Genomic DNA, 18661 nt, shown 5'->3' with positions numbered 1-18661 from the left:
AGCTCTTGGAAATGCGGTTTTGCATGGAGGCACGAACTACATGAAAGAAGAAATTTTAGGCGTCACCGTTAATAAAGAAACCGAGCAGCAATTGCTGGATAACATCCAAAACGATATCGAAATGGGGCGCAAATCGCGCATCGTCGCCATCAACCCGGAAAAAGTCATGATGGCTTCAAAAGACCCGGCACTCCGGACACTGTTGAACGAATCAACCTATCAGATTCCAGACGGAGTCGGCATTAAAATCGCTTCCCGCATGCGTGGCGGCGCGATTCGCGAACGCGTGACAGGCATCGGCATGATGGATGCGCTGCTTCAGCTCGCGAATAAACACGGCCACCGCATCTTCATGTACGGAGCGAAAAAAGCGACTGTAGAATTGGCTGCACAAAACATCCAAACGAAATACCCGAACCTTATCGTCGCCGGGACACTCGACGGCTATGAAAAAGACCCTGAGAAAATCATCCAAGCGATCAATGAAGCAAAACCGCAAATCTTATTTGTGGCGCTTGGCAGCCCGAAACAGGAATTGTTCATCCGTGAAAACATGGAGCGGTTGGACGTCAATATCTTCCAGGGCGTTGGCGGCAGTTTCGATGTCTATAGCGGCAATGTTAAACGTGCGCCGAAGCTATTCTTGAACACAGGAACGGAATGGCTTTACCGTCTTGCCAGCCAGCCAACGCGCATCAAACGCCAAATGGCTCTCCCGCAATTTCTTATCAAAGCCGTGCGCGATAAAGGGGGGAAACGATGATGAAAGTAATGCATGTCATTAGCGGCGGTGAAACTGGAGGCTCCAAAAAGCATTTATTGCAGCTATTGACCAACTCTCCTGTAGAAGCAGAGTTGCTATTATTGACAGAAGGCGCATTTGCAGAAGAAGCGAGAAAAGCCGGGATTCCTGTGACAGTCGTCCAGCAAAATAGCCGTCTTGACCGGTCAGCTCCGAGAAAAATTTTGATGGTCTTGAAAAAAGGCGGATTTTCAATCGTCCATTCCCACGGGGCACGTGCCAATTTTCTGATCGACTCTGTTTATAAAAAGCTGGGCATGCCGTGGTTTATCACGGTACATAGCGATCCAACGCTCGACTTTCTCCACCAGCCCAAGCCGCTTGCAAAAGTGTTTACCATCTTGAACCAGCGGGCGATGCGCCGTGCGGACCATTTGTTTGCCGTATCACAGAAATTCAAGGATATGCTGACACAAATGGGCGTCGAACCGAAGAAAATCACTCCAGTGTTCAACGGCATCAATTTCCATGAAACTTTGCCGGACTTTAATAAGCAAGAGATCCGCAAATCGCTCGGCACAGGGGAAGATGAATTCGTCTTTGCCATCGTGGCACGTCTTCATCCGGTCAAAGGCCATGATATTTTACTTGATGCACTTTCACGAATCGATCGCCCGTGTAAACTATGGATCATCGGTGAAGGCGACCTGCGCCAGAAACTAAGTGAACAGGCAGCGGCACTCGGCATTTCAGAGCGCGTACAGTTCTTGGGAGCAAGGAAGGATGTCGACCAATTATTATATGCGGCGGATGTATCTTTATTGACCTCCCATAGCGAGAGTTTTCCGCTTGTGCTGTTGGAATCTGCTGATATGGCAACGCCTGTTATCTCAACAAATGTTGGCGGCGTGCCGGCACTGATTGATCCAGGGAAAACCGGATGGATCGTTGAACCAGGGCGTGCAGATGCACTTCAACACGTGATGGAAAAGGCGATGGATGCGGATGTGCACGAAATGGGAAGCATGCTTCGAAGCTTCGCAAAAGAAAATTTTTCCAACGAAAACCTACAACGGGAAATCCAACGAGTTTACGGTGTCGTTTTGAAGCTAAACTAGGTAATTACTCCTGTTTATTTTAAACTGTTAATATTATGAAATATACCGTTCAGCCTATGTATGGCGCGGTTTTTGAAGCCCCTTGAGCTCTGTCTCAAGGGGTTTTTTGTTACGGCTGTAATGTAAATGTAATATTACTCTCATAAATTCAATGATAAACTCTGAATTATTCAGAACAAAAAATTACCTAATAAATACAGATAAACAGACTATAGAACTCAGGGGGAAAAAGAAGCATATGAAAATGACAAAATGGTTTGGAACAATGATCGCCGCAACTGCTTTATCAGTGACTGCTTTCGCTTCCACTTCAGAAGCAAGCGTCTTTGAAAATTTTGACCGCATCTCAGGATCGGACCGCTACGAGACTTCCATTAAAGTAGCGCGTGCAGGCTGGGGCTATCACAGCACTAAGGATGTTGTTCTTGTTATCGGCGATAACTACCCGGATGCTCTTGCCGGAGCACCGCTCGCCAAGAAATTGAACGCGCCGATCCTATTGGTGAAAAAAGATGCTGTACCAGCGTCGATCATGTCCGAAATCGGACGCTTAGGGGCAAAGAACGCAACCATCCTTGGCGGTGAAAGCGTCATTTCCAACCAAGTCGTCAACCAATTAAAAGGCAAAGGCATGCAAGTCGAGCGTATCGCCGGCAGCAACCGCTCTGAAACTTCAGCATTAATCGCAGAAAGAGTGGGTGGAACATCGGCAGTTGTCGCGAGTGGATCCGGTTACGCCGATTCCTTGTCAATCGCTTCACATGCTGCTGAAAACGGCAAACCGATCTTATTGACTTCAGGAAGCGGAATGTCAAAAGAAGTAGCAGCAGCTGTGAAAAACTATAAGAGTGTTACAGTCGTAGGCGGAGAAAGTGCCGTCAGTTCAGCAGTTTATAAGAAAATCGATGAGACGGCAGCAGTATCGCGCATCGCCGGTAAAGACCGCTATGCTACAGCGGCTGCGGTTGTCGCCAAACTTTACCCAACAACTGTTACGGAATCACTCGTCGCTTCCGGCCAGCAATTTGCAGATGCGCTGACAGGCTCTGCTCTTGGCGGAAAACAGAAGAAGCCGGTCTTGCTTGTGCGCCAAACAGATCTTCCGTCATCGACAAAAGACATCATCAACAACAAAAACGTCGATAACCTAACCGTCATCGGTGGGGAAACAGCTGTTTCCAAAGAAGCCTTGAACCCGAATCCGAAGCCGGCCGCTATCCCTGTCGTCAAGCCATCAGTGGATATCCGTTCTGACATTATCGAAGAAGCAAAAAAATACATCGGCACACCATATCGCTGGGGCGGCACGACGCCAACGGGATTTGATTGTTCAGGTTATTTGATGTATGTATTCAATAAAGAGGGGATCTCCATCCCAAGAACAACGGCATTAATGGCGCAATCCGGCAAACCGGTCAGCTATGCGAACGTCAAAATCGGCGATATTGTGTTGCTTGATTTGGTCAGAAGCACGCCAACACGCCCGACACACGCTGGAATTTATATTGGCGATGGAAAAATCATCCATGCTGGAACAAGCACAGGCGTTGCAATTACAGCGCTAGATACATCTTGGGGACATTGGGATAAGAAAATCGTCACTATCCGTTCGTACACAGACTAAAGAAATGGCTTCGGCCATTTTTTTTTGCCCGCATAGAGAGAGAAAGGGCAGAGGTATAGGGAAAGTAAATTTCATTGGTGGTATTATTTACAAATATTTAGAAAATTTATGTACCTTTTAATAAAATTCTAGAATATACTGTTAAAAAAGAGAGAATGTTCATTTAAAACATCACTATTAGGGGGAAAAGCATTGAGAATTTTACTGAAGGGTTTGGCCATGCTATTGTTTATCGGCGTTCTTGCTGGAGGGGCAGCCAACGTTTCTGCAGCGGACGATTTCACAGTCAAAGTGCGGTTGACCAATAACTTGGGCACAAACACTAGCTTTGATTTCATTCCGCAGGGCAGTTCGCAATTAAAAGAAGACAAAACCGTAAAGTTGGAAAAAGGCACGCGTTACCAAGTACAAGTATCATCCGGCAAACTGGTCTTGAAAAAAGGCAGCCAAACCTTGAAAAGCGGATTGAACACGGTGACGATTGAACCGTCTGTATATTCAAAGGCTAACAACATCCATCTTTATAAGCCTGGATCCCAGACGATCCATCCATATCTCGGCACCATCCTATTCCGCATGTCCGGCACGACAAAAATCCAACCGGTCAACTCTTTGCCATTTGAAGATTACCTAAAAGGCGTTGTGCCATCTGAAAGCCCGGCCAGCTGGGGAGCAAGCGGGGGCATGGAATCCTTGAAAGCACAAGCGATCGCAGCCCGTTCCTATGTTTTCTCCAAAATGAGCCAAAGCACATTGGAAATCGACGACACGACGACTTTCCAAGTATACAAAGGCTTTATGTGGGATCCATTATCCCCTCATTACAAATCAGCTTACGAATATACGAACCGTGCAGTTGATGAAACACAAGGGCAAATCCTCACTTATAAAAAAGCGGATGGCCAAAAAGGTTTCGTCACCGCTTATTTCTCATCAAGCAACGGGGGGCAGACTGAACTACCTGAGCAATACTGGTCTGGCAAACTGCCATATCTCTCGGCTACGCAAAAAGATGAATTCGACACGAAAAGTGTTTTATGGAAACTCAATTGGCTTAAGCAGCAACTGCCTGCAACAGCTGATTTGATGGCTCCGGCCACTTGGTGGAATACGACAGGCGAATTGAACTTGAACAGCGCACTTGTCGGCGAACAAAGCAAAACGACATTCACCAATTTCAAAAAAGATTTATTGAAAAAAGCAAAAGCACAAGATTCGACTGTCGAATCGATCAAAATCGCATCCATCAATAACATCCAAACCGAAAACTTCTCGAATACCGGGAAAGTCCAATCCATCACGCTTGAAATGGACTATTATATCCGCAACAGCAAAAACGGGGCATTGAACTTCGACATGGCAGCAGGTGCTGCCTCGAAAACATTAGCCGGCAAAGACCGCTACGACACAGCCGTTGAAATTGCGAAAGAAACAGCCGGCACTGAAAAAGCGCCTGCCATCGTTCTTGGCCGCGGAGATGTCCCGGCAGATGCACTGGCCGGAACAGTTCTAGCGCATAAACACGGCGCACCCGTCTTATTGACCCGAAATGACAGCTTGCCGTCTTCAGTCGAAAACTTCTTGGAGCAGCAGACCGTTAAAGGCGCAACAGTTTATTTGCTTGGTGGAACTTCAGCCATCTCTGAAAACGTCGAAAATGAATTAAACCAAAAAGGATTCCAGACCAAGCGTCTAGCAGGCAAAACCCGCTCAGAAACTTCGTTATTGATTGCGAAGGAAATCGGGCAAATGCAAACCGTGCTATTCGCAACAGGCAACGACAATTCGTCGGATGCCTTGTCTGCATCCGCGTATGCAGCAGCGCATCAACTGCCGATCATCATCCATATGGGTGACAAGAGCCCGGAAGCGACACTTTCTTTCTTGGAAAACCAATCCACTGAAAAAGCCATCTTGATCGGGGGTACGACGGCTGTCCCGGAAACAGTTGAAACAGCCTTGTTTGACCGCGGCATCTTGAGCAACCGCATCAGCGGAAAAGACCGCGTCGAAACCAGCCTGGAAATCAATCGACTGTTACCGATGAACGGCAAAAACCTAGTGGTCGGCAACGCGCATTCATTTGTCGATGCCCTCGCAGGATCTGTGCTTGCAGCGAAAACGAACTCGCCAATTCTGATGCTGCACCCAGATCCGGAGCGTTTACCGGCTGAACATATGGAACAAATCAGCAAACTGACAAAAGACCAAGCTTATTATCTTGGCGGCGAATCGGTCATTCCAGCTGCCTTGAAAACAGCAAGCAACGAATACATCGGTTCATCATTGAAAAAGCACCAAGCCATCATCACATACAAAGCAGGCAGCTCACCAAACATGACCGCCTTCCGTACATTGATGGGCGGGGCGAACTTGAAGAGCGTCGACTTTGACGTCGTGGACACAGCAGACCGTTTCGTCATGGACGGCAGCGGCTTCGGCCACGGTATCGGCATGAGCCAGTGGGGATCCTATAATCGCTCCAAAGCCGGCCACAGCGCCGAACAAATCTTGAATTTCTATTACCAGAACGTATCCATCGAACACACTTCCCAATTTGTGAAATAAATAGTATCGATGATCTACCAAAAGCCGTCCTCACCAGGGCGGCTTTTTGTGTGAGAATTAATAATGAAGTGATTGAAAAAAGGGATTGGAAAAGCTTCGGCTTTTCGACTGCGTTGCAGGGGGCTGCTTGGGGCTCGCAGGATGCGAGTCATGCAGCTGATGCGACAGGACGTCGCGTTTTCAGCTGCCCGGGGATGGGGCGGGTGCCCGGCCAACGTGCCGAAGAACGTGGCACGTTTGTCTCGCCAGCCCGCGCGGTCCCACAGGCGTCAGCCCCCTTTCACTCCGTCTCTAGTTTTAGAGGGGAAGAAATTTTCTTCTGTTCACTCGACGTAAAATGTGGGAATGCTTCATGTTTTTAGCTCAAGTCATCTTTGGTGTAGAGAGACTAGTTAGTTCTGACTAAACATTTCGACTGAAGCACCAACATGCCAGATGCTGCATCGCAGGAAGTGATTCCCCTGCTAGCCGGCAACTGAATAAAGAAGCAGATCTGATTAAACACACCCGAATCAAAGAAATCTCATAGCCGCCCAGCGTAAAGGGGTGAGCCGATGCAGTAAGACAAGCGGTCTTCTTGGCTTATGGCAAGAGGCCAACCCAAAGCAGGGCGGCGACTATTCAAGTGAAGTTCGAACAGAGCACAGAGACAATTTCACAAGCAAACCCTCGCAAGCCTCAACATGCGCTCGACTCAGGAAGCGATTCCCCCACTAGCCGGCAACTGAATAAAGAAGCAGATCTGACTAAACACACCCGAATCAACGAAATCTCTCAGCCGCCTAGCGCCAAGGGTGAGCCGATGCCGTCAGACAAGTGGTCTTCTTGGCTTATGGCAAGAGGCCAACCCAAAGCCCGGCGGCGACTATTCAAGTGAAGTTCGAACAGAGCACAGAAACAATTTCACAAGCAAACCCTCGCAAGCCTCAACATGCGCTCGACTCAGGAAGCGATTCCCCCACTAGCCGGCAAAGAGTTACAGAAGCAGATCTGACTAAACGAATTCGTATCAACGAAATCTCCAAGCCGCCGAGCGTAAAAGGGTGAGCCGATGCCGTAAGACAGGTGCTTTTCCTGGCTTATGGCAAGAGGCCAACCCAAAGCTCGGCGGCGACTAGCAACGTGAAGCCAAATCGAACATCGAAATAATGTTACACACAACCCTTCAATTTCTACTTCCTACACATGCTATAAAAAAGCCGTGCTGAATTAGTCTGAAACTCCATGAAGAATATAGCAGCCCAATCTCCCTCATTAATTTTTCGTAAAATCACAATACATCAAAAATAAGCGCCATACCTTGCCACTCAAGGGATGAGGGGCTATTAGGGAACCCTTTCCTATGGTCGTGCGTCTTTACCTAATATTAGCTCTATTGTAATAATTGTAATAATAATGCTATGATGGATTCATTGATTACGAGGTGTTTATTATGAAAAAGACAAAAAAACTTAATTCCCCGCTGCTGGTATTAGTGATTTTATCCGTCATTTTGCTCATTAAGCTGGGGGTATTCCGAACCCTAGTCTATGGTGAAGTATCCTGGCTACGGCTCGTGGCGATCGACTTTCCGGTATTCATGCTCTTGCCGGTATTGCTGTTTGTCGTGCTGCGCCGGATCAGCCCGCTCGTTGCGTTAATCTACAATCTGTTCGTTTCGGCGCTTCTTGTTTCGATCGTCTGGTATGAGCGCTATTTCCAGACCGTGCCGAGCTATTTTGATTTGCAGCAAGGCGATCAAGCCGGATCGGTTATAGAAACGGTGAGCTTATTGTATGCGCCGCTTGACTTCCTGTTCTTTGCGGATATTGTGGTCTATATCGCATTGTTCGTCCTGTATTGGAAGCGGCCGTTGGCAATGAAAAACCGTAAAAAAATAAGCGTTGCAGCAATTGTTTTGGTGGTGCTGAGTGTAGCGACAACTGTAGTTGCTTTGCAAAAGCCGATTTTGGATATGACTTTATTCGCCAAGGAACAAGGCTTTGTCCAGACTCAATTGGTCCAGGCGGCACAGCAAAATAGCGCGTCAGCCCAAATGCATTTAATTTCGGATGAGGAGCTGGCTAAGCTGAAAGGCAACGAGTTTGTGCCTTATACGGAACACGATCGCTTCGGCATCGCAAAAGATCGCCACTTGTTCATCATCCAAGTCGAATCCCTGCAGAACTTCGCTATCAACCAATCGATCGATGGGCAGGAGTTGACGCCGAATCTCAACGAACTGCTTGGCGACAGCCTGTATTTTGACCGCATGTTCCAACAGATCGGTGCAGGCAACACATCCGATGCCGAGTGGCTATTGCATATGTCACTGTTGACGAGAGGCTTGGATCCGACGGTCAATTATTTGAACGGCAGCCCGTTGCCATCGCTTGTCAATATGCTCAATGAGCGTGATTATTATACGACGACTTACCATGCGGACAAGCTGGAGTATTGGAACCGCGCGGAATTGTACCCATCGCTTGGATTTGATTATGCGTATTCGAGCGATGAGATTCCGAATGAAGACATGATTGGGTTATGGCCATCCGACCGGACGATGTTCGAGTTTGCAGAAGGTGAAATACAAGAGCAAATCGCCTCTGGGAAAAAAATCTATGCAAACTTGATGACCGTAACGAGCCATACGCCTTTTGAAGTGCGTGAACAAGACAAGTATTTGGAGTTGCCGGAAGAATACGTAGATACCTACACAGGAAATTACCTGCAATCCATCCGGTACGCCGATGAAGCAGTAGGGGAATTCATCGATTTCCTAAAAGCGGAAGGCATTTATGAAGATTCCCTAATTGTCGTCAACGGCGACCACTCAGGGCTTCATGGCCGGCCAATGACAAAAGAGGACAACGAGCTGATGGCCGACTTGCTCGGGCATACTTATTCATTGAAAGATCGTTTTCTTTTGCCGTTCATTGTCGCAGCCCCTGGAGCATTAGAGTCGGAAGTGAATTCGAATTTTGGCGGACAAGTGGACATGATGCCAACCATCATGAATTTGATGGGCATCGAACCGCAAGCGCCGATGGTCGGGCATAATATGCTGCAATATGAGAATAACCTGCTTGCAGTGCGCTATTATCTCCCAGGTGGTTCTTACATTACGGGAGACCATATGTACTTAGGGGAGAACGCACGGTATCCGGAACGTTATTACGACTTCGAGACGATGGAGCGGATCGAACCGGAGGCTGAAATCATTGAAGCGCAGCAGGAAAGAGCGTTGAAAATCTTAAACCATTCCGATGCATTACTGAGCAATTTCCTGGATGACGACGAAGAAACAGAGACCGGAGAAGAGAGTTAACTCTTCTCTGGTTTTTTTTGTTAATTCAAATTTACGAATGATAATGCAAATTTATTGCATAATCAATAAAAAGATATTGGTTATAAATACCTAAATTGTGTATACAATTAGAGGGTTTTTCGTAATTTACATAGGACTATTATCTTTACGTCTGAAAAATTCACTTTTAAACGCTGTATAAAGAATCATTTTAAGAAAATATTGTAAAATTCTCTTGTTTCTCCTAATTTTCCCCCGTACTATTAGGTCAGAAAGAGGGGAATGTAGCATTGAAAAAGAAACTTTTGTTCGTGCTGTTGCTGCTGCTAGCCATTGGAATGGGAACCGGAACTGCTTCGGCAGCCGGTAAACCAACTGTTATTTTAGATCCGGGACACGGAGGAGCATATGGCGGAACGGCCGGTTACTCAGGAAACCGAACCGGCTATTACGAGAAACACGCCAATATGGAAGTGTCGAAGCGATTGAAATCCGAACTAGAGAAAAGAGGATTTGTCGTTCACATGACCAGAACATCCGATGTCCAGTTTTCACGCATTTCATCCAGTGCGGATCTCGTCGAGCGGATGAAAGTCGCAAACGGCATGATTGCAAGCGGGAATAATGACAATACCGTGTTCATGTCCGTTCACCACAATGCGACGAGTTCACCTACATACGGCGGATACGAAACGTATTACTTCGACAATCGATATGCGAGTTCGTCGTATCCACCATCCGTCTTGCAACGCCATTACTCGCCGGAAAGCGGACGTTTGGCAACAAACACGCACCGCGCAGTCATCAATTCAGGCGTTAAGGAAGGCCGCGGCATCGTCGCAAACAGCCTTTACGTAACACGTACATCAAACGTGCCAGCTGTGCTGCTTGAAGTTGGGTATATGTCCAACCCGACAGAAGAAGCGATGATTAAGCAAGCTTGGTTCCAACAGAAAGTTGCAGCGAATGTTGCAAAAGGCGTAGATGATTTCTTCAACGTTTATGTCGTCAACGACAAAAACGGCAAAGCAATCAAACACTATACATCGAAAACCGATGCATTGAATTACTCGAAAACTGTTTCAGGCAGTTATGTGATCCATAAGAAAACCGGAAAAGTAGACGGCGCAACAAAGCCAGATCCGGAACCGGTTGAACGCCCATTAGTCTATGGCATTTATCATCCATCCGTAAAAATGAAAGATAATCTATTCGGTACAGAACAAGAAGCGATCAACGAAGCGAAAAAATGGAAGAACACACGCGTTGTCCATACGACAACCGGCATTGTGCTTTGGTCCAATTATTTGCCGAAGAAATACGTAGTCCTAGACGGCAGTGATAAAGAAGTGGAGCGTTTCTATCAGGAAGAAGCGGCGATTGCCCGAGCTGGCAAATTATCGCAAGCATCCGTAATCGATGAGTCGACGCTTGAAGACGACACCGTCTGGTCGAACTTTAAACGCAAAAACTTCATCGTCCGTTCGAAAGACAAAGGCGAGATGGTCCACCTTTACAACCGTGAGGAAGCCCGCGACTATGCGCGCAACTGGCCAAACTCCGAATTGTATGATGTGTGGGCAAAGAAAGTCATCTTTACGAACACAGACAAAACAAAGTATTCCTACACACCGCAAAACATCGAAGGCTCTGACCGCTTGAAAACGGCTGTCGCGGTTTCGAAATTGCTTTACCCGAACGGCTTTGCTTCTACAAAAGCGCAAAAGACAGTAGTTCTTGCGACATCTGCGCAATACGCGGATGCCTTGTCAGCTGGTCCGCTTGCCGCACATTACGGCAACGCACCGATTCTTTTGAGCAGAGCAGGCGCTTTGCCGGCAGAAGTTGAGCAAGAATTGAAACGCTTGAAAGCGAAACACGTCATTATGGTCGGCGGAACAGCTGCACTCTCGACTTCAGTCGAAAGCAAGCTGAAGAGCATGGGCATGAGCACAGAGCGCCTGTCCGGTTCAACACGCTATGAAACAAACGAAAAAATCAACGCAAAACTGCCTTCTGCTGATGGCGTCTTCGTCACAGCTGGTGATAACTACCCAGATGCTTTGACTGCAGCGAGTGTTGCCGTCGTGAAAAACTGGCCGATCGTGCTGGTCCGTGAAGGATTGCCTGTGCCGAACAGCTTGAAAACAGCTTTCGGTGACGAAGTCGTCATCATCGGTGGAACATCTGCAGTGCCAGCTTCATTGGAAACAGCAGTTAAACGTGAAATCGGTGCTGACGGCGTCCGCCGCCTATCCGGTAAAACACGTTACGAAACTGGAACAGCTGCGATCGATTTCTTCGCAGATGATTTCATGTCCAACCGCTTGATCGTTTCAACTGGTACAAACTATCCGGATGCGCTCGTATCTTCGGCAGTGTCTGCCCGTTACAACGCGCCGCTATTCCTAGTGCCGGATGACGCAATGCCATCAGATTTAACAACATCATTGACTCAACACAGCACAGAGAAATTGATCAACCGCACGTACTATATCGGCGGCGCCATCAACCCATCTGTGAAAACAACGATCAACGCAATGCAAAAATGATAAGGTGGTTATATACATGAAGAAATTCAGTGGTCTTTTGCTTTCAGCCGTCCTGCTTGGCGGCTGTGGCACCGCTGTGACCGATTCTGCGGAAGACGCTAATAACGGCACAGGCGGCACAGAAACAACCGAAACCGAAGCCACGGAAACAGAAACAACTGAAACAGAAGTGGAAGCAACCGAAGAAGCTCCTGAAGACGCACCAATCGAAGTGACAGACCCAACAGGCTTGCAGCTTTACATGCCTGAACTCGGACTCGTCAAGAAGTTCCAAGTGGAAGACTTCGAATTGACGCGTGAAGTACTAGAAGTATCCGGCAACCAAGTGCTCGAAGAAATTACATTCGGCGAAGCTGCTACGATTGAAGTGACGGAGTGGACAGAGTCGTCCATGAACATGCTGATCGAAACATCTGAACTCGAAGGCGAGCGCGACATTTCGATCGAAGGATTGGTGCCGATGAACGCGCCGGTCGTCATGATCGATGAAGCCAATAGCACAGAAGGCGAATGGATCGTCACATCGAATGATGAAACGCTTGAAACACAAGCAGGAACATTCGAAGACGTCTTGGTCGTCGAGCAAGTCCTGAAATCCGAATCATCCGATCAAGTAACGACCATGACACGCTATTTCGCTCCTGATCTTGGATTCATCCAGGAAAAAACAGTAGTGGCAAATGGAGACGACAAACAGGAATCTGTTGTGGAATTGGTGAGCTACGAATAAAAACGAAGAACCATCTGCCTCTGGCGGATGGTTCTTTTTTTGTGGAAATGCAATTGAGCTAGGGAGGTGATAGAGGAGTGATTGGAAAAGCTTTATTTGTTCAACTGCGTTGCAGGCGCAGGCTTTGGGTTCATAGGATAAGAGTTATGCAGCTGATGCGACTTAAACTGCGAAATGAATAAAGAAGTGATAGGAAAAGCATCCGCTTTGCGACTTCGTTGCAGGGAGCTGCTTGGGGCCTGCAGGAGGCGGGTCATGCAGCTGATGCGACAGGACGTCGCGCTTTCAGCTGCCCGGGGATAGGGGCGGGTGTTGAGCCAACGTGCCAAATAGCGCGGCACGTTTGTCTCGCCAGCCCGCGCGGTCCCACAGGCGTCAGCCCCCTTCCACTCCGTCTCTCTTTTTAAAAGGGGAAGGAAATTTCTTCTGTTCACTCGACAGAAAATGTAGAAATGCTTCATGCGTTGTGGCTTAAATCATCTTTGATACAGAGAGTCTGGTCCTTTCTCATACTCCAACAAGGTTTTTAACTCAAGCATATAATATGCCAGATGCTGTATCCCGGGAAGCGATTCCCCCACTAGCCGGCAACTGCATACAGAAGCAGATCTGATTAAACGCACCCGAATCAACGAAATCTCTCAGCCGCCCGGCGCCAAGGATGAGCCGACGCAGTAAGACAGGCGTTCTTTCTGGCTTATTGCCAAAGGCCAACCCAAAGCAAGGCGGCGACTACCAACATGTAACACAAATCAAATGTCGAAACTTCTCTACATTAAAAAACTTACTATCTGCTCTTTATCCAAAGCCTCATTTCCGGTCATCTCTCTTAGAGTTCCCAGAAATAAGCTCTCCAAAAGAAAAGCATGGCAAGAAAACTAGCAAAAAATAAAAAAATACTAGAAAAAAATACATATTTTTTTCTGAAGCTCAGATCTGTCGGGACAAGTATTATTTATACCCAGTATTTTTAGAAAATCCAACTTGAAGAGAAAAAACGTAATAATAATAGGCTAAAATACCCTTTATAATTCGATACTCGAAAATTTATTTTTGCGAAAAGGTTCCTTAAGCACATGCGTTTTGCAGGAATATATTGTCCGTTTAGTCATCTTTTATGCTTAAATGATTTCTATTAAATTCCAGTAATTCAATTCACAAGAATATTCAAATAACATATTGACATAATTGTATGACTATTGTTACTATTTTATCTGTGAGGAAATGCGTACATAAGTGGGTATTATACATAGGGTGAATTTCCTCGAAAAAACATTAGGGGAGGCTACATTGTGCAAAACGGTTCAAAGACTTGGAAAAAGTTTGTATCTGTTGCTATGATCGCAGGTTTAGTTGCAAGTAACGGTGTTATGACTGCAAGTGCTACATCTGGCGACAAAGAGAAAGCCAGTGATAAAGATTTGCAGGCAATCAACGTTCTTTCCAACGAAAAAGCAGAGCTGATCAAGCAGCTTAAGAAACAAGAGAAAAATGATATGGTACAAAAAGATGCATTAGACCCGAACGAAGAAGTTCGCGTCATTGTTGAAATTGAAGGCCAATCAGCAGTTGAAGTGGCATCTGCAAAAGGCGTTCAATACAAGACGCTTGCTAAAGCTGAAAAAGAGCAGATTGAAACTCAGTTAATGCAAACGCATTCAACCGTGAAGAAATCCATTTCTTCCAAAGGCGTCGAGCTAAACTCCCAATATGAATATACGACGGCATTCAATGGTTTCAGTGGCGTAGTTAAATTCAGCGACGTTGAGAAAATCAAAGAATTGCCGAACGTTAAGAACGTATATATTGCAAACGAATATGAAAGACCAGAAGCTAAGCCAGATATGACGACGAGCCATGATTTCATTCAGTCGCGTCAAGTATGGGCTGACAGCAAATTCCAAGGTGAAGGCATGGTCGTTGCTGTAATCGATACAGGAATTGATCCTGACCATAAAGATTTCAACATCTCTGACGACTCAAAAGTTGATTTGACGAAATCCGATGTTGAAGGACTTATCTCAAAAGACGGCTTGAAAGGTGCTTATCAAAACGTTAAAGTTCCTTATGCTTATAACTATTATGATAAAAACGCCGAAATCCAAGACGATGGTCCAGACGCTTCCATGCACGGCATGCACGTTGCAGGAACAGTCGGAGCTAACGGAGACGAAAGCGAAGGCGGCCTAAAAGGGGTAGCTCCAGAATCCCAAATCCTAGGGATGAAAGTATTCTCGAATGACGTCAACTTCCCATCAACTTTCTCTGATATTTATTTAGCGGCAATCGACGATGCTGTTAAGCTTGGCGCTGATGTATTGAACATGAGCCTAGGTTCAACTTCTTCGTTCTATGACGCTGATAGCGCAGAAGACAAAGCCATCACAAACGCTGTAAACAACGGAATCGTTTCAGCTGTATCAGCTGGTAACTCAGGGCATATCGGCTACGGCTACGATAACCCGCATTACGACAACCCGGATTACGGTTTGGTTGGATCTCCAGGACTTAACAAGGATACAATCCAAGTCGCAGCTACTGGAAACGTAGTAAATCACTTCACGCATGATGTTGAGTTCGATGGTTTCACTGTAGAAGGATTTGGTGTTGATGATTGGACTGACTTCGAAGTAGAAGGCGACGACATTGAAGTTGTATCCTTGAAAGAATTGACAGGGAAATCAGACGCATTGGGTGCTGCATCAGACTATGAAGGCATCGATGTAGAAGGAAAAGTCGTTGTTGTCGAACGTGGTGCACACACATTCGTTGATAAAACGAACTGGGCAGCAGCAGCTGGAGCAGCAGGAATCATCGTTTATAACTCCGATAGCCCAATATTCTACAAAGACCAAGGCGGCTGGGATATCCCATTCATGAAGATTACAAGAGCACAAGGTTTGGAGCTTGAAGCAGCACTTGCTGAAGACGGCGAACTTGGCGCAGATATTGAACAAACAGGAAAAGAGCTAGGACCTGAAGTGGGCCGTGCAACAGACTTCACGTCATGGGGCGTAACACCGGACCTTGAGTTCAAACCTGAATTGTCTGCACCAGGCGGAAATATCTTGTCGACGCTTGAAAACGACAAATACGGCGTAATGAGCGGAACGTCTATGGCAGCTCCACACGTTGCGGGCGGCGCAGCACTTGTTCAGCAATACTTGAAAAACCATGACGAGTTCAAAAACCTTTCATTAGAAGAACGTACTCGCCTTGCAAAAGTATTACTGCTAAACACTGCGGACATCACGCACGGTAAATCAGGCGACACGATCTCACCTCGCCGCCAAGGCGCTGGGATGATGCAGCTTAACGGCGCTGTCACTACGCCAGTTATTATGACTGAAAAATCGACGAACGAAGCGAAAGTGAATGTCAAAGACTTCACAGGAGATTCCTTCACGTTCACGTTGAAAGCTGAAAACTTGTCTAATGAAGCAGCAACGTATTCGGTTGACACTTCAGTGTTAGTTGATATGTTCCAAGAAGAAGGCGCAGTAACTTCCAACTTGCTTCAATCAGGCGCTCTTGAAGGAGCGAAAGTTTCTGCTCCTGAAACAGTGACTGTACCGGCTAACGGAACAGTTGATGTGAAAGTGACAGTCGATATCAGCGAAGGCAAAGTGCCAGGGCTTGATAAAGACGGCAACGCCATCACAAAAGCGCTTGAAGAAGATGTCTTTGTCGAAGGCTTTGTGAAATTGACAGCTGAAGAAGGATCGTCAAATCCTGATTTGGTCTTGCCATATATCAGCTTCTACGGCGAATGGGACCGTCCAGATATCATTGATTCCTTCGGAGTTGAAGAAAAAGACGAGCCGCATTTTTACCAGCAGTATTATGACTTGTTAGGAGTCAAAGATGCTGACGATGGAGTGGACTATGACGGCGAAGCTTACTACTATGACCTAGTAGAAGTCGATGGCGAATGGGTTTATCCAGTATCACCAAATGGCGATGGCTTGCACGATAAGATCAACGGAAACATCACGCTTCTCCGTAATGCGGATGAATTGCAAACAAACATCTTGAACGAAGCGGGCGAGAAAGTCCGTACAGTCAACATCGAAAAAGACGTCCGTAAAAACTACTTTAACGGTGGAACTGGCACGTTCCTTAGCTACGTGAACGCGCGCGCTTGGGACGGCAAAGTGAAAGGTGAAGTGGCAGCAGACGGCTTGTACGAATATGAGTACAAAGCGAAAGTTGACTACGAAGAAGCAGATTGGCAGAGCAAATCATTGCCAGTTTACATCGATACAACTGCACCGGAAGCTTCTGTTACTGTAAATGAAGAAGACAACACATTGGAAGTTTCCTTGTCCGATGAAGGTGTAGGCGTCAAGCAATTCTCCGTCAATGTTGATGGCGAACGCTTGCCGGTTGAAGGTTACTTCGGAGCAGACGAAAAAGTTGTTGATCTTGATGAATTCGGCTTGGATGCATCAGAAGCTGACTTGATCGAAGTCGTAGTTTATGACCATGCATACAACTTGGGTTATGCCATCTCGAATGCAGATGACACAGTTAAACCAGTCATCTACGTAGACGATAACGGCCCAGCAGCACTTGGTCTTTACGGAACAAGCACTGTACCGCTTAAAGGATATGTAGTGGAAGAAAACTTGAAAACTTTGACAGTGAACGGCAAAGAAGTGAAATTCACTGAAACAGACAAAGGCTTTGCGTTCGATACAACAATCGAGCTTGAAACTGGACGCCACGATGTGAAGTTCGAAGCGACGGATTACAACGGCAACACGTCTTCGATCATCCGCCCAGTTTATGTGGATACAGTGAACCCGACGCTTGCAATCGACGCTCCTGGCGTTGTTGACCAAGACGAGGAATCAGTGGAATTCGACATCACGGTAAAAGACAACTTCAACATGGTGAAACTATCACTTGATGGAGATGTTCTTTACAACCAGGACGTCTTTGATGAAATCACGTTGGCTAATCCAGTCAGCAAAACAGTAACAGCGAAAGTCGACTTGGCGCCTGGCGTTAACACGTTCATGGTAGTTGCAGAAGACGGAGCTGGCAACAAGATCGAAAAAGAAGTGAAGATCGACCGTTCTGATTCCGAGCTTCGCGCAGAGCGCATTTCCGGTGCAGACCGCTACATCACAGCAGTTGAGCTGAGCCAAGAAGGCTGGGAATCTTCCGATACAGTCGTCCTTGCACGCGGCGATAACTATGCTGATGCTCTAGCAGGCGTACCACTTGCGAAGAAACATGACGCACCGCTTCTATTGTCCCGCACAGCGAAATTGCCTGCAGACACTTATGAAGAAATCAAACGCCTTGGCGCTAAAACAGTTCACGTCCTTGGTGGAACTGGCGCGATCTCTGACGCTGTCGTGAAGCAATTGAAATCTGACGGCATCACAGTAGAACGCATCAGTGGCGCAGACCGTTTCGAAACTGCAGCGAAAATTGCTGAGAAATTCGGTAAATCCGAATCTGCAATCGTCGTCAGCGGCACGAACTTCCCGGATGCTCTAAGCGTAGCTAGCTATGCTGGATCTGAAGGCACACCGATCTTGCTTTCCCGTACAGATTCAGTGCCGAACGCAACAAAAGCGGCATTGGTGAAATTGGGCGTGGAAAACAGCTTGATCATCGGTGGAACTGGCGCTATCAGCGAGAAGGCAGCTTCCGAGCTTCCTAACTCATTCCGTATCAGCGGTGCTGACCGTTACAAAACTTCACTTGAAGTGGCGAAATACTTCGGCAACCCAACTGATACAGTTTACGTAGCAACAGGCAAATCTTATGCGGATGCTCTAGCAGGCGGCGCGCTGGCAGCGAAAGATGATACTGGCGTCTACTTGGTAGGAAAATCCGTACCAGCAGAACTTGGCGAACACTTGCAGAAGAATGGCGTTGAATACGTGAAAGTGATCGGTGGATCACAAGCCGTATCCGATGACATCTTGAAGCAATTGGACGAGTACTTGAACAATAAGTAAGACTTATGAAAGCGGAGTGCCCTCGGGCGCTCCGCTTTTTAATGCTCTATTTCAAATCTGATT

The 18661-nt window shown here is 46.8% G+C and carries 8 protein-coding genes; all 8 read left to right on the top strand.

Translation table 11 applies throughout. The features are described from left to right. Positions 1 to 40: 40 nt before the first annotated feature. The 8 genes from AUC31_RS11815 to AUC31_RS18005 all read left to right on the top strand — a co-directional run bounded on the left by AUC31_RS11815 (position 41) and on the right by AUC31_RS18005 (position 18598). On the top strand, positions 41 to 763 hold the full coding sequence (locus AUC31_RS11815; protein WP_058382996.1) for a WecB/TagA/CpsF family glycosyltransferase: 723 nt from the start codon (positions 41 to 43) through the stop codon (positions 761 to 763). Then, a complete protein-coding gene (locus AUC31_RS11810) occupies positions 760 to 1860 on the top strand; it encodes a glycosyltransferase (RefSeq protein ID WP_058382997.1) in 1101 nt (366 codons plus the stop codon). The genes AUC31_RS11815 and AUC31_RS11810 overlap by 4 nt, the downstream gene beginning before the upstream one ends. A gap of 238 nt (positions 1861 to 2098) precedes the next feature. After that, on the top strand, positions 2099 to 3484 hold the full coding sequence (locus AUC31_RS11805) for a cell wall-binding repeat-containing protein (protein ID WP_058382998.1): 1386 nt from the start codon (positions 2099 to 2101) through the stop codon (positions 3482 to 3484). A gap of 192 nt (positions 3485 to 3676) precedes the next feature. Continuing rightward, a complete protein-coding gene (locus AUC31_RS11800) occupies positions 3677 to 6052 on the top strand; it encodes a SpoIID/LytB domain-containing protein (protein WP_058382999.1) in 2376 nt (791 codons plus the stop codon). A gap of 1432 nt (positions 6053 to 7484) precedes the next feature. Next, entirely contained in the window at positions 7485 to 9359 is a 1875-nt protein-coding gene (locus tag AUC31_RS11795) for an LTA synthase family protein (protein WP_058383001.1), read from the top strand. 269 nt (positions 9360 to 9628) lie between these two features. Further along, positions 9629 to 11890 carry a cell wall-binding repeat-containing protein gene (locus tag AUC31_RS11790; protein ID WP_058383002.1) on the top strand — a complete coding sequence of 754 codons (2262 nt, stop codon included), beginning with the start codon at positions 9629 to 9631 and terminating at the stop codon, positions 11888 to 11890. 16 nt (positions 11891 to 11906) lie between these two features. Then, positions 11907 to 12620, top strand: a complete 714-nt coding sequence (locus AUC31_RS11785) for a hypothetical protein (protein ID WP_058383003.1) — start codon at positions 11907 to 11909, stop codon at positions 12618 to 12620. A gap of 1292 nt (positions 12621 to 13912) precedes the next feature. After that, the gene (locus AUC31_RS18005) at positions 13913 to 18598 is read left to right on the top strand and encodes a cell wall-binding repeat-containing protein (protein ID WP_058383004.1); all 4686 of its coding nucleotides are present in this window, start codon (positions 13913 to 13915) and stop codon (positions 18596 to 18598) included. The last annotated feature ends 63 nt before the right edge of the window (positions 18599 to 18661 follow it).

This window comes from Planococcus rifietoensis, assembly GCF_001465795.2.
GTDB lineage: Bacteria > Bacillota > Bacilli > Bacillales_A > Planococcaceae > Planococcus > Planococcus rifietoensis.
The sequence above is the reverse complement of the archived record's forward strand: the minus strand, read 5'-3'. Positions and strand labels throughout refer to the sequence as shown.

Excerpts from the sequence above, each read along its gene's own strand:
- AUC31_RS11810 (WP_058382997.1), top strand. The coding sequence starts at position 760 with ATGATGAAAGTAATGCATGTCATTAGCGGCGGTGAAACTGGAGGCTCC.
- AUC31_RS11795 (WP_058383001.1), top strand. The coding sequence starts at position 7,485 with ATGAAAAAGACAAAAAAACTTAATTCCCCGCTGCTGGTATTAGTGATT.
- AUC31_RS11805 (WP_058382998.1), top strand. The coding sequence starts at position 2,099 with ATGAAAATGACAAAATGGTTTGGAACAATGATCGCCGCAACTGCTTTA.
- AUC31_RS11785 (WP_058383003.1), top strand. The coding sequence starts at position 11,907 with ATGAAGAAATTCAGTGGTCTTTTGCTTTCAGCCGTCCTGCTTGGCGGC.
- AUC31_RS11815 (WP_058382996.1), top strand. The coding sequence starts at position 41 with ATGAAAGAAGAAATTTTAGGCGTCACCGTTAATAAAGAAACCGAGCAG.